The 21,685-nt window shown below is 58.5% G+C and carries 17 protein-coding genes and 2 tRNA genes; 13 read left to right on the top strand and 6 right to left on the bottom strand.

What is annotated here, in order from left to right; genetic code table 11:
• Positions 1-10: 10 nt before the first annotated feature.
• From glmM to AO065_RS13090, 13 genes are all read left to right on the top strand, one after another.
• Positions 11-1,354, top strand: a complete 1,344-nt coding sequence (gene glmM / locus AO065_RS13150) for a phosphoglucosamine mutase (protein WP_004879983.1) — start codon at positions 11-13, stop codon at positions 1,352-1,354.
• A gap of 66 nt (positions 1,355-1,420) precedes the next feature.
• Positions 1,421-2,176, top strand: coding sequence for a triose-phosphate isomerase (gene tpiA / locus AO065_RS13145; RefSeq protein WP_004879982.1), 756 nt, complete (start codon positions 1,421-1,423; stop codon positions 2,174-2,176).
• A 4-nt stretch (positions 2,177-2,180) separates the two neighbouring features.
• Positions 2,181-2,561 carry a preprotein translocase subunit SecG gene (gene secG / locus AO065_RS13140; protein WP_004879981.1) on the top strand — a complete coding sequence of 127 codons (381 nt, stop codon included), beginning with the start codon at positions 2,181-2,183 and terminating at the stop codon, positions 2,559-2,561.
• A 45-nt stretch (positions 2,562-2,606) separates the two neighbouring features.
• Positions 2,607-2,692: transfer RNA gene (locus AO065_RS13135), tRNA-Leu, on the top strand.
• A 96-nt stretch (positions 2,693-2,788) separates the two neighbouring features.
• Positions 2,789-2,865, top strand: a tRNA-Met gene (locus tag AO065_RS13130).
• 130 nt (positions 2,866-2,995) lie between these two features.
• Positions 2,996-3,454 carry a ribosome maturation factor RimP gene (rimP, locus tag AO065_RS13125; RefSeq protein ID WP_004879978.1) on the top strand — a complete coding sequence of 153 codons (459 nt, stop codon included), beginning with the start codon at positions 2,996-2,998 and terminating at the stop codon, positions 3,452-3,454.
• A gap of 59 nt (positions 3,455-3,513) precedes the next feature.
• Positions 3,514-4,995 (top strand): transcription termination factor NusA, encoded by a 1,482-nt coding sequence (gene nusA, locus AO065_RS13120; protein WP_004879977.1) that lies wholly within the window; start codon positions 3,514-3,516, stop codon positions 4,993-4,995.
• A 27-nt stretch (positions 4,996-5,022) separates the two neighbouring features.
• Complete coding sequence (gene infB / locus AO065_RS13115; protein WP_004879975.1) at positions 5,023-7,557, top strand: translation initiation factor IF-2; 2,535 nt, start codon at positions 5,023-5,025, stop codon at positions 7,555-7,557.
• A gap of 159 nt (positions 7,558-7,716) precedes the next feature.
• Positions 7,717-8,133, top strand: a complete 417-nt coding sequence (rbfA, locus tag AO065_RS13110; protein ID WP_004879974.1) for a 30S ribosome-binding factor RbfA — start codon at positions 7,717-7,719, stop codon at positions 8,131-8,133.
• 3 nt (positions 8,134-8,136) lie between these two features.
• Positions 8,137-9,054 carry a tRNA pseudouridine(55) synthase TruB gene (gene truB / locus AO065_RS13105; protein WP_004879971.1) on the top strand — a complete coding sequence of 306 codons (918 nt, stop codon included), beginning with the start codon at positions 8,137-8,139 and terminating at the stop codon, positions 9,052-9,054.
• 159 nt (positions 9,055-9,213) lie between these two features.
• Positions 9,214-9,483 (top strand): 30S ribosomal protein S15, encoded by a 270-nt coding sequence (rpsO, locus tag AO065_RS13100; protein ID WP_002555121.1) that lies wholly within the window; start codon positions 9,214-9,216, stop codon positions 9,481-9,483.
• A gap of 175 nt (positions 9,484-9,658) precedes the next feature.
• Positions 9,659-11,764 (top strand): polyribonucleotide nucleotidyltransferase, encoded by a 2,106-nt coding sequence (gene pnp, locus AO065_RS13095; protein WP_004879969.1) that lies wholly within the window; start codon positions 9,659-9,661, stop codon positions 11,762-11,764.
• A gap of 286 nt (positions 11,765-12,050) precedes the next feature.
• A complete protein-coding gene (locus AO065_RS13090; RefSeq protein WP_004879967.1) occupies positions 12,051-12,404 on the top strand; it encodes a BON domain-containing protein in 354 nt (117 codons plus the stop codon).
• A 138-nt stretch (positions 12,405-12,542) separates the two neighbouring features.
• On the opposite strand, the gene AO065_RS13085 is transcribed toward AO065_RS13090, so the two are convergent.
• The 6 genes from AO065_RS13085 to acs all read right to left on the bottom strand — a co-directional run bounded on the left by AO065_RS13085 (position 12,543) and on the right by acs (position 21,619).
• A complete protein-coding gene (locus tag AO065_RS13085; RefSeq protein ID WP_004879964.1) occupies positions 12,543-12,821 on the bottom strand; it encodes a DUF2845 domain-containing protein in 279 nt (92 codons plus the stop codon).
• A gap of 50 nt (positions 12,822-12,871) precedes the next feature.
• Positions 12,872-15,850 carry a DUF748 domain-containing protein gene (locus AO065_RS13080; RefSeq protein ID WP_004879963.1) on the bottom strand — a complete coding sequence of 993 codons (2,979 nt, stop codon included), beginning with the start codon at positions 15,848-15,850 and terminating at the stop codon, positions 12,872-12,874.
• 108 nt (positions 15,851-15,958) lie between these two features.
• On the bottom strand, positions 15,959-16,975 hold the full coding sequence (locus tag AO065_RS13075) for a class I SAM-dependent rRNA methyltransferase (protein WP_004879960.1): 1,017 nt from the start codon (positions 16,973-16,975) through the stop codon (positions 15,959-15,961).
• 479 nt (positions 16,976-17,454) lie between these two features.
• Positions 17,455-18,633 carry an acetyl-CoA C-acetyltransferase gene (locus AO065_RS13070; RefSeq protein WP_004879954.1) on the bottom strand — a complete coding sequence of 393 codons (1,179 nt, stop codon included), beginning with the start codon at positions 18,631-18,633 and terminating at the stop codon, positions 17,455-17,457.
• A gap of 129 nt (positions 18,634-18,762) precedes the next feature.
• Positions 18,763-19,629, bottom strand: a complete 867-nt coding sequence (locus AO065_RS13065) for an oxygenase MpaB family protein (protein WP_004879953.1) — start codon at positions 19,627-19,629, stop codon at positions 18,763-18,765.
• Between the two features lie 52 nt (positions 19,630-19,681).
• Positions 19,682-21,619, bottom strand: a complete 1,938-nt coding sequence (acs, locus tag AO065_RS13060; RefSeq protein ID WP_004879951.1) for an acetate--CoA ligase — start codon at positions 21,617-21,619, stop codon at positions 19,682-19,684.
• Positions 21,620-21,685 lie beyond the last annotated feature (66 nt).

Below are 21,685 nucleotides of genomic sequence, written 5' to 3'. Positions count from 1 at the left end.
TGGGGCATCCATGACTACCAGAAAATATTTCGGAACCGACGGCATTCGCGGTCGTGTTGGCCAGTTCCCGATCACTCCCGATTTCATGCTCAAGCTGGGCTGGGCGGCGGGCATGGCTTTCCGCAAGCTGGGTACCTGCCGGATCCTGGTCGGTAAGGACACGCGCATCTCGGGCTATATGTTCGAGTCGGCACTCGAGGCCGGTTTGTCCGCTGCCGGTGCCGATGTGATGCTGCTGGGTCCGATGCCCACGCCGGCCATTGCCTACCTGACGCGCACCTTCCACGCTGAGGCTGGCATCGTGATCAGCGCTTCGCACAACCCTCATTACGACAACGGCATCAAGTTCTTTTCCGGGCAGGGTACGAAACTGCCGGACGAGATCGAAATGATGATCGAGGAACTGCTCGACGCGCCAATGACCGTTGCCGAGTCCGAGAACCTGGGCAAGGTCTCCCGCATCAACGACGCCGCTGGCCGTTACATCGAGTTCTGCAAGAGCAGTGTTCCTACCAGTACCGACTTTGCCGGTTTGAAAGTTGTTATCGATTGCGCACACGGTGCGACGTACAAGGTCGCGCCCAACGTGTTTCGTGAGCTGGGCGCACAGGTTATCGTGTTGTCGGCTCAGCCTGACGGTCTCAACATCAACAAGGGCTGTGGCTCTACCCATATGGAGGCGCTACAGGCTGCCGTGCTGGCCGAGAAGGCTGACATGGGTATCGGCTTCGACGGTGATGGCGATCGGGTCCTGATGGTCGATCACACGGGCACCATCGTCGACGGTGACGAACTGCTGTACATCATCGCTCGCGATTTGCACGAGCGGGGTCGCTTGCAGGGCGGAGTGGTCGGGACGCTGATGAGTAACCTGGGTCTTGAGCTGGCCCTGGCCGAGCAGAATATTCCGTTCGTGCGCGCCAATGTCGGCGACCGTTATGTCATCGCCGAGCTGCTTGAGCGTAACTGGCAGGTCGGTGGGGAGAACTCCGGGCATATCGTCTGCTTCCAGCATGCCACCACGGGCGACGCGATCATCGCCGCGCTGCAGGTGATTCTGGCATTGCGTCGCAGTGACATCAGCCTCGCGGAAGCGCGTCTGAGGCTGCGCAAGTGCCCGCAGATCCTGATCAACGTTCGTTTTGGTGGAGACGGTGTCGACCCCGTTTCGCATCCGTCCGTTCAGGAGGCCTGTGCACGGGTGACCGAACAAATGGCGGGGCGTGGCAGGGTTCTGCTGCGCAAGTCCGGTACTGAGCCGTTGGTCCGCGTCATGGTCGAAGGTGAAGACGAATCCCAGGTCAGGGCCCATGCCGAAGAGCTGGCAAAACTGGTTGCTGAAGTTTGCGCCTGATTTCGGCTTGCCAGTGCTCTAAGTGTTGGGTAACATCTGCGCCCACTTTGACCCACGAGGTGTAGCATGCGTCGCCCAATGGTAGCTGGTAACTGGAAAATGCACGGTACCCGCGCCAGCGTCGCTGAGCTGACCAAGGGTCTTGCCCTGCAATCGATGCCGGGCAACGTTGATGTTGCCGTGATGCCTTCGAGTCTGTTCATCGGTCAGGTGATTCAGGCGCTTGAAGCGACGTCGATCATCGTCGGCGCTCAGGATGCAGCGATACAGGCTGCGCAGGGCGCACTGACAGGCGAAGTTGCATCGAGTCAGTTGGCTGATGCGGGTTGCAAGCTGGTCTTGGTAGGGCACTCCGAGCGTCGTCAGTTGATTGGCGAGCAGGACGATGTGCTTAATCGCAAGTTTGCAGCCATCCAGGCTGAAGGTCTTACGCCGGTGCTTTGCATTGGTGAAACCCTGGAGGAGCGTCAGGCGGGCCAGACACTTGAAGTGGTCGGTCGCCAGCTGGACAGCGTCATTGCCGAGTTTGGTGTTGAAGCGTTCGTGAATGCGGTTATCGCGTACGAGCCGGTCTGGGCCATTGGCACCGGACTGACTGCTTCGCCTGAAGAGGCGCAGGAAGTTCACGCAGCCATTCGCGCCAGGCTGGCGGAAAAGAATGCCGAAGTCGCACAAGGCGTGCGACTTCTTTATGGCGGCAGCGTTAAGTCGACCAATGCGGTCGAGTTATTCAGCATGCCGGATATCGATGGGGGGCTCATTGGTGGTGCCTCCCTGAATGCAGATGAGTTCGGTGCGATCTGTCGCGCCGCGGGAAACTGAAAAAATGCTGGAAACAGTCGTAGTCGTTTTTCATCTGTTGGGCGCTCTGGGCGTTGTTGCTCTGGTATTGCTGCAGCAGGGTAAAGGTGCGGACGCAGGTGCGTCTTTCGGAGCAGGTGCATCAAATACTGTCTTCGGAGGGCAAGGAACCTCTACCTTTCTGAGTAAGTTTACTGCTATACTTGCCGCATGTTTTTTCATAACCAGCTTGGGGTTAGGTTACTTTGCTAAAGAGAAAGCTCAACAGCTGACTCAAGTAGGGTTGCCAGATCCAGCGGTACTGGAAGTGAAGCAAAAGCCGGCGGCAGATGATGTGCCGGTGCTCGAAGGGCAAAAGCCAGCTGTTGTTCCAGCTGACGTACCTCAGGCTCCAGAGCAGAAGTAAAAGAATTCAGGCGATGTTCTTGAGGTCGCCAAAAAGAGTTGTAATGCCGAGGTGGTGGAATTGGTAGACACGCAACCTTGAGGTGGTTGTGCCCATAGGGTGTAGGGGTTCGAGTCCCCTTCTCGGTACCAATTGAACAGGAGAGCCCGCACTAGCGGGCTTTCTTGTAGGTGGATGTTCGATTGACCCATAGATGGATCGGTCGTATACTTCCGCCCCAGCTTTGTCGCGGGGTGGAGCAGCTTGGTAGCTCGTCGGGCTCATAACCCGAAGGTCGTTGGTTCAAATCCAGCCCCCGCAACCAGTTTTAGCGGAGCCCCTTTTCAGGGGCTTTTTGTTAGCTGGACAGTACATGACGTCGATGTTCAGCGGCGTTCTCATGGATGGGCTTTTGCCCATTTTTTTATTTTTAAAGCATGCACGAGGGGGTTCAGGTGTCGAGCAAGCTAGAACAGTTGCAGGCCTTGTTGGCCCCGGTGGTCGAGGCTCTTGGCTATCAATGCTGGGGAATAGAGTTTCTTTCCCAGGGCCGACATTCACTGCTGCGCATTTATATCGACAAGGAAGGTGGTGTTCTGGTGGAGGACTGCGAAATCGTCAGTCGCCAGATCAGTGGTGTGTTGGACGTAGAAGATCCAATCGCTGCCGAATACACGCTTGAGGTGTCTTCTCCCGGCATGGACCGCCCACTGTTCACTCTTGAACAGTTTGCTTTGCACGCTGGGGAACAAGTGAAAATAAAGCTGCGCTCGCCCTTCGATGGCCGACGCAACTTTCAAGGCCTTCTCCGCGGGGTGGAGGAGCAGGACGTCGTGGTGCATGTAGAAGATCACGAATACCTGTTGCCGATCGACTTGATCGACAAGGCCAACATTATTCCCACGTTTGACTGAGACGTGCCAGATACTGCGGATCCCGCGGATCCAATGGCTTGCGAAAGGCGAGGCGTACGATGAGCAAAGAAGTACTGCTGGTTGTTGAGTCGGTGTCCAATGAAAAGGGCGTTCCGGCAGGTGTAATTTTCGAAGCACTGGAGCTGGCGCTTGCCACTGCTACCAAGAAGCGTTTTGAAGATGAAGTTGAACTGCGTGTGGAAATCAACCGTCACACGGGTAACTACGAGACTTTCCGTCGCTGGACAGTGGTCGAAGACGAAGATCTGGACGATCCGGCCTACGAGTTGGCTGTTGATCAGGCCCAGGCCAAAAAGCCGGGCGCCGTTGCTGGCGATCTGATCGAAGAGAAAATCGACTCCATCGAGTTCGGCCGTATTGCCGCGCAGACCGCCAAGCAAGTCATTGTGCAGAAGGTTCGTGAGGCTGAGCGTGCTCAGGTTGTCGACGCCTACCGTGAGCGTCTGGGCGAAATCATTTCCGGTACTGTCAAAAAGGTTACGCGTGACAATGTCATCGTTGACCTTGGCAACAATGCCGAAGCACTGCTGGCTCGTGAAGACATCATTTCCCGGGAGACTTTCCGGGTGGGTGTTCGCGTTCGAGCGCTGCTCAAGGAAATCCGCACCGAAAACCGTGGCCCTCAGCTGATCCTGTCGCGTACTGCGCCAGAGATGCTGATCGAGCTTTTCCGTATCGAAGTACCGGAAATTGCCGAAGGTCTGATCGAGGTGATGGCTGCCTCCCGTGACCCGGGTTCGCGTGCAAAAATCGCTGTTCGCTCCAAGGACAAACGAATCGATCCGCAAGGCGCCTGCATCGGCATGCGTGGTTCGCGAGTTCAGGCCGTTTCCGGCGAGCTGGGTGGCGAGCGTGTGGATATCGTGCTTTGGGACGATAACCCGGCACAGTTCGTGATCAATGCAATGTCCCCTGCTGAAGTAGCGGCAATCATCGTAGATGAAGATGCGCATGCAATGGACATCGCGGTTGGCGCGGACAACCTGGCCCAGGCGATTGGTCGTGGCGGTCAGAACGTGCGTCTGGCAAGTCAGTTGACTGGCTGGACCCTGAACGTAATGACCGAATCGGACATCCAGGCCAAGCAGCAAGCTGAAACCGGTGACATCCTGCGCAACTTCATCGAAGAGCTGGAAGTCGATGAAGAACTGGCACAGGTTCTGGTTGATGAAGGCTTTACCAGCCTGGAAGAGATTGCCTACGTACCGTTGGAAGAAATGCTCAACATCGACGGCTTTGACGAAGACATCGTCAACGAGCTTCGCGCTCGTGCCAAGGATCGTTTGTTGACTAAAGCCATCGCTACTGAGGAAAAGCTGGCAGACGCCCATCCGGCCGAAGACCTGCTCTCGCTTGAGGGTATGGACAAGGATTTGGCGATGGAACTGGCGGTGCGCGGCGTAGTTACCCGCGAAGACCTGGCCGAGCAGTCTATAGATGACCTGCTCGACATCGACGGCATTGACGATGATCGTGCCGGCAAGTTGATCATGGCCGCCCGAGCCCATTGGTTCGAGTAAGTAGGCGCGGCCTGAGGAGAGAAGTGCATGACGCAAGTCACGGTGAAAGAACTGGCCAAAGTGGTCGACACACCGGTAGAGCGCCTGTTACAGCAGATGCGTGAGGCAGGTCTGCCGCACACCGCCGCCGAGCAAGTTGTGACCGATAACGAAAAACAAGCCCTGTTGACGCATTTGAAAAGCGGTCACAAGGCCAAGGTGGAAGAGCCGCGCAAGATCACTTTGCAGCGCAAGACCACCAGCACCCTGCGCGTTGCTGGCAGCAAGAGCATCAGCGTTGAAGTGCGCAAGAAGAAAGTCTTCGTACAGCGCAGCCCGGAAGAAATCGAAGCCGAGCGCAAGCGTGAGATGGACGAGCGCCGTGCGGTAGAAAATGCCGCACGTCAAAAGGCTGAAGAAGAAGCCAAGCGTCGCGAAGAAGAAGCGCCGCGCCAGCCTGCTGCTGCACAGACTGCCGAGCAACCTGCACCCGCAGCTGCCCAGCCTGTTGCCGCTGCCGAGCCTGCGCGTGAAGCGTCTGCGGCTCCTGCTCCGGCACATCCGAACGCAACGCCGACCGTTGAAGTCCGCAAGCGTGACGACCAGCGTCGCCCGGACAAGCCGCGCGCCGATGATCGCAATGCCCGTGGTGGCGATGGCGACCGCAAGAACGCGCCTCATCGCGCTTCGGTCAAAGAGAAGGCTCCGGCTCCACGCGTTGCCCCTCGCACTACCGACGAAGAAAGCGATGGTTTCCGTCGTGGTGGTCGTGGCAAGTCCAAGCTGAAGAAGCGCAATGCGCACGGTTTCCAGAGCCCTACCGGCCCTGTGGTTCGTGACGTTGCCATCGGCGAGACCATCACTGTCGGCGAATTGTCTGCGCAGATGTCGGTCAAGGCTGCCGAAGTCATCAAGTTCATGTTCAAGATGGGCACTCCGGTGACCATCAACCAGGTACTGGATCAGGAAACTGCCCAGTTGATCGCCGAAGAGCTGGGCCACAAGGTCACGCTGGTCAGCGACAATGCCCTGGAAGATTCCCTGGCTGAATCGTTGAAGTTCGAAGGCGAGACGTTCTCCCGTGCACCCGTCGTGACCGTAATGGGCCACGTTGACCACGGTAAGACTTCCCTGCTCGACTACATCCGTCGTGCCAAGGTCGCTGCTGGCGAAGCCGGTGGTATCACCCAGCACATCGGTGCCTACCACGTTGAAACCGAACGCGGCATGGTCACCTTCCTCGACACCCCGGGCCACGCTGCGTTTACCGCAATGCGTGCCCGTGGTGCCAAGGCGACGGACATCGTGATCCTGGTGGTTGCGGCGGACGACGGCGTGATGCCACAGACCATCGAAGCGGTTCAGCATGCTGTTGCTGCTGGCGTGCCTCTGGTGGTTGCCGTGAACAAGATCGACAAGCCGGGCGCAGATCTCGATCGCATCCGTAGCGAGTTGTCGGTTCATGGCGTGACATCCGAAGAGTGGGGCGGTGATACGCCGTTCGTATCGGTCTCCGCGAAGATGGGTACCGGCGTTGACGAACTGCTCGAAGCCGTTCTGCTGCAGGCCGAAGTTCTGGAACTCAAGGCAACGCCTTCGGCTCCTGGCCGTGGTGTGGTTGTCGAGTCCCGTCTGGACAAGGGCCGTGGCCCGGTTGCGACGGTTCTGGTTCAGGACGGTACGCTGCGTCAGGGCGACATGGTTCTGGTCGGTTCGAACTTCGGTCGTATCCGCGCCATGCTCGACGAGAACGGCAAGCCGGTCAAAGAAGCAGGTCCTTCGATTCCGGTCGAAATCCTGGGTCTTGATGGCACGCCGGACGCTGGCGACGAGATGTCTGTACTGGCTGACGAGAAGAAAGCCCGTGAAGTCGCTCTGTTCCGCCAAGGCAAGTTCCGCGAGGTCAAACTGGCTCGTGCTCATGCCGGCAAGCTCGAAAACATCTTCGAGAACATGGGGCAGGAAGAGAAGAAGACGCTCAATATCGTCCTCAAATCCGACGTCCGCGGTTCTCTGGAAGCATTGCAGGGTGCCCTCGGCGGCCTGGGTAACGATGAAGTGCAAGTGCGCGTAGTCGGTGGCGGTGTCGGTGGTATCACCGAGAGCGACGCCAACCTGGCACTGGCCTCCAACGCTGTACTGTTCGGCTTCAACGTGCGTGCCGATGCCGGCGCTCGCAAGATCGTCGAGCAGGAAGGTCTGGACATGCGTTATTACAACGTGATCTACGACATCATCGAAGACGTCAAGAAGGCCCTCACCGGCATGCTTGGCAGCGACGTCCGGGAGAACATCCTGGGTATCGCCGAAGTCCGCGATGTGTTCCGTTCGCCGAAATTCGGCGCGATCGCAGGTTGTATGGTGCTGGAAGGCGTTGTTCACCGTAACCGTCCAATCCGCGTACTGCGTGAAGACATCGTTATCTTTGAAGGCGAGCTGGAATCCCTGCGCCGCTTCAAGGACGACGCTGCCGAAGTGCGTGCCGGCATGGAATGCGGTATCGGCGTCAAGAGCTACAACGACGTCAAGGTCGGTGACAAGATCGAAGTCTTCGAGAAGGTCCAAGTGGCTCGCAGCCTCTAAATCGCGAGCTTCAGGAGCCATGGTGAAACATCGCATGCAAATGCCGCTGTCTTCATCATGGGCTCTCAACGCAACGCCCGGTCTGGCATTTGTCAGGCCGGGCGTTTGCCGCTTTCAGACTGTCAGGGTTTGGTCCCGGATCAGTAACAGGTAACAAACATGGCAAAAGAATATAGCCGCACCCAACGTATTGGCGATCAGATGCAGCGCGAGCTGGCTCAGCTGATCCGTCGCGAAATCAAGGACCCTCGTGTGGGTCTGGTCACCATCACCGCTGTCGATGTCAGCCGCGACGTGGGTCATGCCAAGATTTTCATGACCGTCATGGGCCAGGACAGCGCTGAGGAAATCGCGCAGAGCATCAAGGTGCTCAACTCTGCCGCAGGCTTCCTGCGCATGCAGCTGGCGCGTGAAATGAAGCTGCGCAGCGTGCCGCAGTTGCACTTCCACTACGACGAAAGCGTCGTGCGTGGCGCCCACCTCTCGGCATTGATCGAGCGGGCCGTGGCCGAAGACGGGCAGCACCAGGAAGGTTCTGCGCCACAAGGCGTCAAGCCTGAAAGTACCGAGGAGTAAAGGGTGGCTCAGGTCAAGCGTATACGCCGCAACGTCAGCGGGATCATCCTGCTCGACAAGCCGCTGGGTTTTACCTCCAACGCGGCCTTGCAGAAGGTTCGCTGGTTGCTCAATGCCGAGAAGGCTGGCCACACTGGCAGCCTCGATCCGCTGGCAACGGGTGTATTGCCCTTGTGCTTCGGTGAGGCCACCAAGTTTTCGCAATACCTGCTCGATTCGGACAAGTCCTACGAAACCATGATGCAACTCGGCAAGACCACGACCACGGGCGACTCCGAAGGCGATGTTCTGCTGACGCGTCCCGTGACCGTTGGTCGTGACGATATCGAAGCCGCATTGCCCGCTTTTCGTGGGCAAATCAGCCAGATACCGCCGATGTACTCCGCCCTCAAGCGGGACGGACAGCCTCTTTACAAGCTGGCACGTGCAGGGGAAGTAGTGGAGCGCGAGCCCCGTTCTGTTACTATTGCGCGCTTGGAATTGCTTGCCTGCGAAGGCGACACGGCACGTCTGTCGGTCGATTGCAGCAAAGGCACCTATATCCGGACCCTGGTCGAGGATATCGGTGAGCAGCTCGGTTGTGGTGCCTACGTCGCAGAACTGCGTCGTACCCAGGCCGGACCGTTCAGTCTGGCCCAGACGGTCACGCTGGAAGAGCTTGAGCAGGTGCATGCCGACGGCGGTAATGAAGCGGTAGACCGCTTCCTGATGCCTTCGGACAGTGGCCTGCTTGACTGGCCGCTGCTGAAGTTTTCGGAGCACAGTTCGTTCTACTGGTTGCATGGTCAGCCAGTGAGAGCACCGGACGCGCCAAAGTTCGGCATGGTGCGGGTGCAGGATCATGAAGGTCGCTTCATCGGTATCGGTGAAGTCAGTGAAGACGGGCGTATTGCGCCGCGTCGATTGATTCGGTCAGAGTGACCGGAACCCGTCCATCGTCAGGCCAGCCTGCAGATGGGAGGGAACGAGGATGGCTGTCAACAGGCACGGTCAAGCCTCTTTTTTTAATACGAGGATCTGTCCTCGGCCTGTTGGAAACGTTTCTTCGGAAGCGGTTCCTTGAATAAAAGGATTGCCCACATGGCACTCAGCGTTGAAGAAAAAGCTCAGATCGTAACCGACTACCAGCAAGCTGTTGGTGACACTGGTTCGCCAGAAGTGCAAGTTGCACTGCTGACCGCCAACATCAACAAACTGCAAGGCCACTTCAAGGCCAACGGTAAGGACCACCACTCGCGTCGTGGTCTGATCCGTATGGTAAACCAGCGCCGCAAGCTGCTGGATTACCTGAAAGGTAAGGACGTTAGCCGTTACAGCGCCCTGATCGGTCGTCTGGGTCTGCGTCGCTAATAACGACGTTGCTAGAGGTTGGTTGTCTGTCGCGAATCATCGGGTTTACCCGGTGGTTCGGGCAGGCTCCCAGCCTCAAGTTTTATCTGGACTGTGGAAGGGGCCGATTCCCCACGCTGCCCAAGAATTCGCAAGAAACCAGTTCCCCAAGAGCCACAAAGAAAGGTAGGAAACCGTGAACCCGGTAATCAAGAAGTTTCAGTTCGGTCAATCGACCGTAACCCTCGAGACAGGCCGTATCGCCCGTCAGGCCTCCGGCGCAGTATTGGTCACCGTTGACGACGACGTCAGCGTGTTGGTGACTGTTGTCGGCGCCAAGCAAGCCGACGCCAGCAAAGGCTTCTTCCCCCTGTCTGTGCACTATCAGGAAAAGACCTACGCTGCCGGCAAAATTCCTGGCGGTTTCTTCAAGCGTGAAGGCCGTCCTTCCGAGAAAGAAACCCTCACCTCGCGTCTGATCGATCGCCCGATCCGCCCACTGTTCCCTGAAGGCTTCATGAACGAAGTGCAGGTTGTCTGCACCGTCGTTTCCACCAGCAAGAAAACCGATCCGGACATCGCTGCGATGATCGGTACTTCGGCTGCCCTGGCGATCTCCGGCATTCCGTTCGATGGCCCGGTCGGCGCTGCGCGCGTTGCTTTCCACGAGAGCACCGGCTACCTGCTGAACCCGACTTACGAGCAGCTTCAGGCGTCGAGCCTGGACATGGTCGTAGCCGGTACTTCCGAAGCCGTTCTGATGGTTGAATCGGAAGCCAAGGAACTGACCGAAGACCAGATGCTGGGCGCTGTGCTGTTCGCACACGACGAGTTCCAGGTTGTGATCAATGCAGTCAAGGAGCTGGCTGCCGAAGCCGCCAAGCCTACCTGGACCTGGCAGCCGAAGCCTGAAGCGACCGCACTGCTGGGCGCGATCCGTGCCGAGTTCGGCGAAGCGATCTCCCAGGCCTACACCATCACCATCAAGGCCGACCGTTACGCGCGTCTGGGCGAGCTGCGTGAGCAGATCGTTGCCAAGCTGGCTGTCGAAGAAGGCAGCCCGTCTGCCAGCGAAGTCAAAGCCGCTTTCGGTGAAATCGAATACCGTACCGTTCGCGAGAACATCGTCAACGGCAAGCCGCGTATCGATGGCCGTGACACCCGCACCGTTCGTCCTCTGAACATCGAAGTCGGCGTTCTGCCAAAGACTCACGGTTCGGCACTGTTCACCCGCGGCGAAACCCAGGCACTGGTCGTTGCCACGCTGGGTACCGCGCGTGACGCACAGCTGCTCGACACCCTTGAAGGCGAGAAGAAAGACCCCTTCATGCTGCACTACAACTTCCCTCCGTTCTCGGTGGGCGAGTGTGGTCGTATGGGCGGCGCAGGCCGTCGCGAAATCGGTCACGGCCGTCTGGCACGCCGCAGCGTACAGGCCATGCTGCCGGGCGCCGATGTGTTCCCGTACACCATTCGTGTTGTATCGGAAATCACCGAGTCCAACGGCTCCAGCTCCATGGCTTCGGTCTGCGGTGCTTCCCTGGCACTGATGGACGCCGGCGTACCTATGAAGGCGCCGGTTGCCGGTATCGCCATGGGTCTGGTCAAGGAAGGCGAGAAGTTCGCTGTTCTGACCGACATCCTGGGTGACGAAGACCACCTGGGCGACATGGACTTCAAGGTAGCCGGTACCGCCAAAGGTGTCACCGCGCTGCAGATGGACATCAAGATCAAGGGCATCACCGAAGAGATCATGGAGATCGCCCTGGGCCAGGCCCTGGAAGCTCGCCTGAACATCCTCGGTCAGATGAACCAGATCATCGGTCAGTCGCGTACCGAACTGTCGGCCAACGCTCCGACCATGATCGCGATGAAGATCGACACCGACAAGATCCGTGACGTCATCGGTAAAGGCGGCGCGACCATCCGTGCAATCTGTGAAGAGACCAAGGCTTCGATCGATATCGAAGACGACGGCTCGATCAAGATCTTCGGTGAATCCAAGGAAGCGGCCGAGGCAGCTCGTCAGCGCGTTCTGGGTATCACCGCAGAAGCGGAAATCGGCAAGATCTATGTCGGCAAGGTTGAGCGCATCGTCGATTTCGGCGCATTCGTCAACATCCTGCCTGGCAAGGACGGTCTGGTTCATATCTCCATGCTGAGCGATGCTCGCGTCGAGAAAGTGACCGACATTCTGAAAGAAGGTCAGGAAGTGGAAGTACTGGTACTGGATGTGGACAACCGCGGCCGTATCAAACTGTCGATCAAGGACGTAGCCGCTGCGAAAGCATCCGGCGTCTGATTGATCAGGCGGTATTGAAAAAGGACCCTTCGGGGTCCTTTTTTTATCAGCGCAATTAGAGGCTTACAGGACCATGCTTCACGCAGCATGATTCAAACATGCATCTTGCATGCGTAAACGAGACGAAGCGGGCAATCTGCACGATTTCGTAAAATGGCTTAATTTTCAACCCATTGATTTTATTGGATTTATCAAGCTTTCGGAGATTGGCACACCCCTTGCGATATACCTGTTAACCCTGCCGCCACACGCTGGCGCAGATTTTGAGAAAAACAGGAGTTATCGTATGAAGAAGTTCGTTATCGCTGCTGCTACCGCTACTACCCTGACTCTGACCATGGCTGGCGCTGCTTTCGCACAGACCGCTGTTCAATCTCCAATGGTTCTGGCAGCTAACACCACCACTCAAGAAGTCAAAGAAGATACCTCTGACACCTGGATCACCACCAAAGTCAAAGCTGACCTGCTGACTGAAAAAGGCATCCCAGGTTCGGACATCAAGGTTGAGACCAACAAAGGCGTGGTTTCCCTGTCCTCGACAGTTGCTGTGACCGATAGCCAGAAAAAAATGGCTGTTGAAATCACCAAGAAAATCAAAGGCGTGAAAGACGTTTCCGCCGCTGGCCTGAAAGCTGAGTAATCAGCTTCTGCCCATGAGCATCCCAGTCATCTGACCGATGGAAAGTTCATGCGAGGCTACAAGGATGTAGCCATTACAGGCCCCGGCTCTTGAGTCGGGGCCTGTTCTATTGTGGGAAAGGAAAAGGTAATAAAGGAATCAGTTGCCGCGCTTGCTCTGGATTTCGGTCAGTCGGCCGCCCACAAAGCGCAGGTACTGATACATGCCATGGCTGGGTCCGTAGACCCATTCTTCAACAATGACTTCTTCGGTTTGACGGTAGTAATTCACGACCTCTTTGCTGCTCACCACCTGCTGACTGACAGGCTCGCCGCATTTCTGCTGAACCTCGAAGGTTCTATCACCTGTACTGACCAACTGGCTGCCGCAACGCAAGGTCGAAGCCGCCTGCGCGTTGAGCGTTGTTGCCCCGGTCATCACGAGGAGGGCTAGGTACAGCGAGAATCGAAGTGGCTTGTGCAAGGTAGTTACTCGCTATCCAGATGCAGTGGGCTGATGACACTGCCGTCCGCCTGCGCCTGACCCAGGCGGGCATCGACGAAGTAGACGCGCTCATCCTCGAGCTTTCCTTTGTCGACCAGATAATCCTTGATGCTGCTGGCGCGGTTCTGTCCCAGCTCGCGTAACAGGACTTCATTGCCGCTCCAGAACTTGAGCATGGCGGCACGCATCTGGTTGGTGCGTTCTTCCTTGCCCAGATTTGCCCACTCGGCCGGTGGCTGCTGTTTCAGGCGCGCCCGGTAGATGCCTTCAAGCATGGGTGCCTTCTCGTCTTCCGGTACTTGGAGCATGCCTGCCCGGGCAGGCACCTTGTCGCCGCGACGCTGCAGGATCTTGTAGTAGGTGGCCTGATACTCACGCTCCAGCCGCTGCCGAGCGATCAGCGGGCCGTCGCTGCTGGCCGCGCTGGTGCCTTCGATCTCAAGCTTCAGGGTCGGACGCTCCTTGAGGGCGGCAGAGAGCTTGTCCAGCGCCTTTTGCGTGTCCGCGCTCAGGTCGCTTGAGCCGGGCGCAAAACTCACGTTACCGAGGTCCTCGGAGCTGCCACCGGATACCAGACCGCCCAGCATCTTGAACGGTGCCTGAGCCGCACGCAGCACCAGGTTGCGCAAGGTTTGCCAGACAATGGGCATCACGCTGAATTGCGGGTTGTTCAGATCACCCTCTATCGGCAGTTCGATGGAGATGCGGCCCTGAGTGTCCTTGAGCAGCGCGACCGCCAGACGGATCGGCAGATCGACCGCATCCGGGCTGTCCACCTTTTCGCCCAGTTGCAGTTGCTCCACCAGCACCTTGTTCTGCGCCTTCAACTGGCCGTTGGTGATCAGGTAATGCAAGTCAAGATTGAGTCGACCCTTGCGAATCCTGAAGCCGGCGAACTTGCCCGAGTAGGGCGTCAGCGTTGTCAGTTCGACGCGTTTGAAGCTCGTCGCGATGTCCAGACTGGCCATCGGGTCGAACGGATTGAGACTGCCTTTGATCGTGACTGGCGCGTAGCGATCGACTTTGCCTTCAATGTTCACCGGAGCCGGTTTTGACTGGCGATTGTCGATGGTGCCAATGCGCCCGTTGAGCTGCTGCACGGCCGTGGAGAAATTGGGCGTCAGCGTCAGGTCGGCAAAGTTGGCCGAGCCATCCTTGATGTTCACCTCACCCACGTAAATCCCCAGAGGATTCTCTTTGGGAGCTTTGGGTGTGTTTTTGGCAGTGGTTTTCGACGTCGTCGCCGGTTTTTTATCTTCAGGCTGTGGAATCAGCAGGTCGTCAACGTTGGTGGTGCGGTCGTCGTTGATCATGAAGCGCGCGTAAGGCTGCAGCATGTTGACCTTGGCAATCGACAGGCTGGTGCCATGCTGATAGTCCAGGCCCTCCAGATCAAGCTTCTCCCATTTGAGGAAATCGCGCTGCTTGAGGGTATCAAGCGTATGGAGCTGACTGACTTGTGCCTTGCCGGTCACGCTGAACGCCAGCGGTTCGGTGCTTTTCAGGTTGACGGCGAGATCACTGCCCAGCATGCCGCTGCGCATTTCAAGCTTGATGAAAGGGCTGATGTAGGACTGCGCCAGTCGCAGATCGATGTCACGGGTAGTGACGTTCAACTGCGCCGTGACCGGGTTGAGATTGACCTCGCCAGCTGCCGTCAGATTGCCTTGCTTGCCCAGGCCGGTGTCGAGCTTGAGGGTGAAAGGCGACGTGTTGAGGCTGTCGAAGTTCTGCACATCCAGATTCAGCGGGCCTACATCCAGAAGTACAGGCTCTGTGGGCACGCGGTCTGCCAGATGGACCTGATAATTGCGAAGCTGAACATCGCGCAGCACCACCTGCCACGGTTTTGCGGGCTTGCCGGAGCTTGCTGTCGCCTTGGCCGAGGCATCGGTGACCGGTGCAGGCTCTGCAGCTTTCTCATCGACCGGCGGTTTCTGCGGTGCAGCGGGTTTACCGGGCTTGCTGGCAAACAGTTTCTGCCAGTCCAGTTGACCGTCCGCCTCACGGGCTGCCCAGGTTTCGAGGCCCTGGCTGCGGATCTTGCCAACGTTGACGTGTTGCCGCGCCAGATCAACCGTGGTTTCGCTGACATCCAGACGCTTGAGGCGCACCAGTGGGCGGCCGTCGGGTGCATTGAGCCCGAATGGCGCGACACTGGCAGAAAGGTTGGTCAGCTTGAATTCGGTTTCCTTGGACAGATCAAGTGTGTAAGCGGTGCTGAAATTCAGCACGCCGTCCTGAAGCGCCAGAGGCAGGGCGTCGCGAACGTAAGGCCACCAGAGTTTCATCTTGCCGTCAGTGACTTTCAGTGTGCCTTCAGAGGTGATTGGCACGATGCTGATGCGTCCCACCCAGTCGATCTGCCCGCCATCAGGACCTGCCGCGACCAGAGTCATGTCGGCGTTGTCTTCGGGCAGCGTGCTGAGGTTCTTCAGCTCGAAGTTCAGCTTGTCGTAAAGAAACTCGATGGGTTCGCTGGGGCGCAGGTCGCGGAAATGCAGGTAACCGTCAGCCAGTTTTATTTCGTCGATACGTAGCGGAAACGGCTTGCTCGGTGGCTCGTCCTTGACGGGCTCACTGGCCGGGAATGTAAACAGTTGCGCCAGGTTCAGCTTGCCTTGCTTGTCGAACAGCAGCTCCGTTTTGGGCTGCAGCAATTCGACGCGCTGCAGGTGCAGGGCGCGGGTCCAGAGACTGTCGAATTGGAGATTGGCGTAAAGCTTCTCGAAGGCGATCTGCTCCTGGCCTGGCGTGCCGATGTTCAGGCCCCACAGGGTCAGTTCGAGTGTGTAAGGGTTGAACTCCAGACGCTCGATTTTTGCGGGCGCCGTCGAATAATTCGCCAGTTGCTGATTGGCGATTCGCAAAGCGATCCCCGGAAGGATGAAAAACCCCAACAGGCTGTAGAGCACGATCACGGTCAGCAGGGAGCCAAACGTGATTTTCAATCCTCTGGACATGGGCTACGGCGTCTCGCTGTTTCGGAGGTGCTTGGAGTATGGCATGCCTGTTCGGTTCCCAAGCCACTGCCGACCTTGCTCGTAGGAAGTTTCTGGTATTCCGGCGATCTAGAATTGCAGGATCAGGGTTTTCAGGGGCGGCTGATTATCCATGGACGGAAAATCCTCGGCAGGCTTCATTACCTGCCATTCGCGCACCGGACGACCCGCCTTGGTGGCGCAGCGCAGCACCTGTTCGCGCCAGTCTTCCATGCTGACCTTCGCCAGGTTGTTGCAGCAGATCAGCACGCCGTCATCTGCGGTGCTCAACAGCGCAGGCTTGAGCAGGCTCTGGTAGTCGCGCAACAGGTCGACGGTGCCGAATGCGCTCTTGGCCCAGGCAGGTGGATCCAGAAGCACCAGATCGTACTGGCGTGGCTGCAGCTTGATGTAATCAGGCAGTTTCTGGCTGCGTCGCGCCGAAACCGGCAGGCCAGCCAGTTGGCGGATCGCCGGAAAGTAATCCGACTGGATGAACTGCATGGTCGGCAGTTGCGGATTCAGCGCGCCATTCTCGCGGCCGACGGCCAGATTGCCCTCGGCAAAATCCAGATTGCACACCTCGCTCGCACCACCGGCCGCGGCGCTCAGCCCGACGCCGCAGGTATAAGCGAACAGGTTGAGGACACTTTTGCCTGCGCTGTGCTCTTTGACCCAGCCGCGCGTATTACGCAGGTCGAGAAACAGCAGCGGATCCTGCCCGGCATGGCGACCACGGACCCGATAATTCAAGCCCCACTCGTGACCGACCTGATCTTCAAGCGCGGCATCATCGGCCTTGTAGACGGCGTCCTGACGATCAATACGCGAATTGCCCTGCGTACGATCGTTGTATACCAGCAGTGTTTCCAGCCCCAGATGACGGTTCACCTGTGCATGCAGCTCGAGCAGCGCTTCGCGATCAAGCCCTGTGTGAAAGCTCTGCACCAGCAGCTGCGGGCCATAACGGTCGATGGTCAGGCCGCTCGCACCCTCCTGGCTGCCATGGAACAGACGATAACAATCGGTCCCTTGCTCATGAAGTTCGCCCAGCAGGCGCTGACGATTATCGAGGGCGACGCTGAGCGCCTGATTCAAGGAAGACATACAACGCGCCTCGGGCTGGATGGAATGAGGCGCGGGAGTTTACCAGTTACTGGCAGTCTGGAGATGCATCGCTGCAAACGACGCCTTCGCGTCTCACAGCAGATACCTGTTCGTAGATGTAAACGCCTTTTCTGTGGGAGGCGCCACCACGTCTTCCTGTAGCACTGTCAGGCAGTAAACACGGGACTGTGGGAGGCGGCTTGCCGGCGATCTGCCGGGAATCGGTAGCAAAACCTGCACATTCACATGCAGTGTGTCAGGGGCAATCTGGGGCCGCTGCGCAGCCCATCGCTGCCGTCGTAGCCTCCGAGAGCTCCCACGCCCTCCGGGCATAAGCAGGCGTGCACGCATTCAGTAGATTACAGAGTGTTTGATAATAGGCGGCTTGCCGGCGATGAACGATGACGCGATTTATCCTGAGATACCGCGTCGACTGCATCGCCGGCAAGCCGCCTCCCACGGCCCGGAGTAGGCGTCACTTATCGAGCCAACGCCAGCGCCACACCCTGACCGCCACCAATGCACAAAGTCGCGAGACCCTTTTTGGCGTCGCGTTTGATCATTTCGTGCAACAGGGTGACCAGTACGCGGCAGCCTGATGCGCCAATGGGATGGCCGAGGGCGATGGCGCCGCCGTTGACGTTGAGTTTCGCGGGATCCAGGCCCAGTTCCTTGCCGACCGACAGCGATTGCGCTGCGAAGGCTTCGTTGGCTTCGATCAGGTCCAGTTGTTCCAGCGTCCAGCCTGCCTTGTCCAGGCAGCGGCGGGTGGCGCTGACCGGGCCGATGCCCATGATGGCCGGGTCTACGCCAGCGTTGGCGTAACCTGCAATTCGCGCCAGTACAGGCAGGCCCAGTTGTTCAGCCTTTGCGGCGCTCATCAGCATGACCGCCGCCGCGCCATCGTTCAGCGACGACGCATTACCGGCCGTTACCGTCCCGTCTTTCTTGAACGCAGGCTTGAGCTTGGCCAGCGCTTCGGCGGTGGTGCCAGCGCGTGGTTGTTCATCGGTGGCGAAGGACAGCGGGTCGCCTTTACGCTGCGGAATCAGGATCGGGGTGATTTCATCGACAAAGCGTCCGCCTTCGATGGCAGCGATCGCTTTCTGCTGGGATGACGCGGCGAAAGCATCCTGCGCCTCACGGCTGATCTCGTACTTCTCAGCCAGATTTTCGGCAGTGATGCCCATGTGATAGTCATTGAAGGCGTCCCAGAGGCCATCGCTGATCATGGTGTCGATCATCGTGGCGTGGCCCATGCGCAGACCGGTGCGCGCGCCGGGCAGGACGTAGTTGGCGAGGCTCATGTTTTCCTGACCGCCGGCAATGATGATTTCAGCGTCGCCACAGCGGATCGCCTGGGTTGCCAGATGCAGTGCCTTGAGACCCGAACCGCAGACCTTGTTCAGGGTCATGGCCGGTACGGCGAAGGGCAGACCAGCCTTGATAGCCGCCTGACGCGCCGGGTTCTGACCGGCACCGGCAGTGAGCACCTGGCCCATGATGACCTCATCGACCTGCGCACCGTCCACGCCGGTCTGTTCCAGAAGCTGGCGAATGACCGCAGCGCCCAGATCGACAGCGGGGACAGTGGCCAGAGAGCCTTGAAAACTGCCCACGGCAGTGCGGGTGGCGGCAACGATAACGACGTCTTGCATGGTGCGGATCCTCATTGTTTTTGGATGGCGAGCCGATCAGTGGGGCCTGCCGTGATCACGTGGCTCATGGTGTCACAGATGGGGATCAACCTTCCAACTGCGAACCCGTCGGTCACTTTTTCGCCTCGATCAGAGCCCCATTCGTCGCCTGGCTCTATGAGAGGAGCCGTCGCGCACTGCCCAGCGCAAAACAGGTGCGCAGGTGTTTACCCCTGAACGGATCATCTTTCGTTTCACCGGTCCCTGAGGAACATCCAGCATGTCGCTGGCCCAGGTTGGCAACAGCTCGATACCGGCCTGCATCATCAGCACGCCAAAAGGCTTGGCCAGCCAGTTCGGCGCTGGCGCGTCCAGCAGCAGTCGCAGCACTTCCCGGCTGCGCTCGTCGCACACAAGGTCTTTGCGAACCCTGACAAGGTAGTCGGCAATCGCATCGCGTGAGCGCGGCACGTCCTGCGCTCCAAGCCGCTCGGCAACCACAGCGGTCTCGGCGTAGTAGGTGTCCTGATCTGCCGTTGAAAGCAGAGGGTCTACGTAGCGCAGATGCGCTGCCATGAAACTGCTGACTTCGGCCACGTGCACCCAGGTCAGCAGAGCCGGATCGCTGGCTGCGTAGGGTCGGCCGTCCGGAGCGGTTCCAGTGATTTGCAGATGGATGGTGCGCACTTTTTCTATCAGCCAGTTGACGTCCTGAGTCGAGCCAAAGGTCGTGCCCGACAGAAACTGCCCGGTGCGCCGCAGACGACCGAGCATGTCATCGCGAAAGTTGGAGTGGTCCCAGATGCCGGCAAGCGCCAGTGGATGCAGCGCCTGCAGCATCAGTGCGCTGATACCGCCGACCAGCATGCTGGTGAAGTCGCCGTGCACTTTCCAGCAGACAGCCTGCGGGCCGAACAGACCTGGGTCGCCCTTGGGGTTTTCCAGGTCCAGCTGGCCCAGTGACAGGCCGGTCAGATTGATCACCTGAGCTTCGATACGACTGCGAATGAATTCCATGTTCCCTCAGGATTAATACTGCATGCGCGGCGCTGACCATGCCTTGTGCGCTTCAGCGATTCAAGCGTTTGTCGATCAGGTCCTCAACCACGCCCGGATCTGCCAGGGTAGACGTATCCCCAAGGCTGTCGAGTTCGTTGCAGGCAATCTTGCGCAGAATGCGGCGCATGATCTTGCCCGAGCGGGTTTTCGGCAGCGCTGATGCCCATTGCACATGATCAGGTTTGGCGAAACTGCCGATCTCCTTGCTCACATGACCGAGCAATTCTTTTTTCAGATCATCACTGGGGTCGATCCCGTTGATGGGCGTGACGAAAGCGTAGATGCCCATGCCTTTTACGTCGTGGGGATAACCCACGACCGCGGCCTCGGCAATGTTGTCGTGCAGGACCAGCGCGCTTTCGACTTCAGCCGTGCCGATGCGATGCCCCGAGACGTTGATCACGTCATCCACGCGGCCCGTGATCCAGTAATCGCCGTCTGCGTCACGTCGCGCGCCGTCACCGTTGAAGTAGTAGCCGGGGAAGGGTTTGAAATAGGTATCGATCATGCGCTGCGGATCGCCGTACACGCTGCGAATCTGCCCCGGCCAGCTCGCTTTGATTGCCAGCAGGCCGCTGCCGGGTCCGTCTATTTCCTTGCCTTGCTCGTCGAGCAACACTGGCTGCACCCCGAACAGCGGTGCGGTGGCGCAGCCCGGTTTGATCCGGCTGAGGCCGGGGAGAGGCGTGAGCATGATGCCGCCGGTTTCGGTCTGCCACCAGGTATCGACGATGGGGCAACGCTGTTTGCCAACCTGATGAAAATACCATTCCCAGGCTTCCGGGTTGATCGGCTCGCCGACACTGCCCAGCAATCGCAGGCTCTCGCGGGATGATCCTTGCAGCGGTCCCGTGCCCTCACGCATCAGCGCTCGCAGGGCAGTGGGTGCCGTATAGAAGATATTCACGTGATGCTTGTCGATGACCTGCCAGAAACGCGATGCATCGGGATAGTTGGGAACGCCCTCGAACATCAATGTGGTCGCGCCATTGGCCAGCGGCCCGTAGACGATGTAACTGTGCCCAGTGACCCAGCCGACATCCGCCGTGCACCAGAACACCTCGCCATCCCGGTAATCGAAGACGTGTTTGTGCGTCATGGCCGCCTGTAACAGATAGCCGCCTGTCGTATGCAACACGCCCTTGGGTTTTCCGGTACTGCCGGAGGTATACAGAATGAACAGCGGATCTTCAGCATCCATCTGCTCCGGCGGGCAGTCGTGACCAACGCCGTGAATCGCTTCGTGATACCAGATGTCACGGTTTTTTACCCAGTCGATTTCGCCTTGGGTGCGCTCGACAACCAGCACCGTGCTGACATCGGGACAACTTTGCAGCGCTTGATCGACATTGGCCTTGAGCGGTATGTACTTGCCGCCACGGATGCCTTCATCGGCGGTAATCACGGTTCGGCAGTCAGCGTCGAGAATCCGGTCACGCAGCGCATCGGGCGAGAAGCCGCCAAACACGACCGAATGCACCGCGCCGATGCGCGCGCAGGCCAGCATGGCGTAGGCGGCTTCGGGGATCATCGGCATGTAGATGCACACACGGTCGCCTTTTTTCACGCCACGCATCTTCAGCACGTTCGCCAGCCGGGCAACGTGGTGGTGCAGTTTGCTGTAGGTGATTTCGGCTGATTCGGAAGGGTTGTCGCCTTCCCAGATAATCGCGATCTGATCGGCTCGATCGGGTAAGTGGCGGTCGATGCAGTTGTGGCTGACGTTGAGCTTGCCGTCCTTAAACCAGGTGGCGTGCCCTGTGGTGAGATCAGCCTGATGCACCTGGCTCCAGGGGGCTGACCAGTCGAGAAAGGCGTTGGCCTGTTCGGCCCAGAACTCTTCGGGATGATCGATCGATTGGCGATAGAGACGTTGATAGTCGGCTTCGCTGAGCTGCGCATTTTTGCGCACCGCGTCGGCCTTGGGGAAAGCGCTGATATCGAACATGACGGCTTCCTTATTCTGTGATCCACAGAAATGGGAGTCATGCGTGGGGAGAGGGGTTCAATGCGT

This window comes from Pseudomonas viridiflava (assembly GCF_001642795.1).
Classification (GTDB): Bacteria; Pseudomonadota; Gammaproteobacteria; order Pseudomonadales; family Pseudomonadaceae; genus Aquipseudomonas; species Aquipseudomonas viridiflava.
This window is presented reverse-complemented; position numbering and strand designations above follow the sequence as displayed.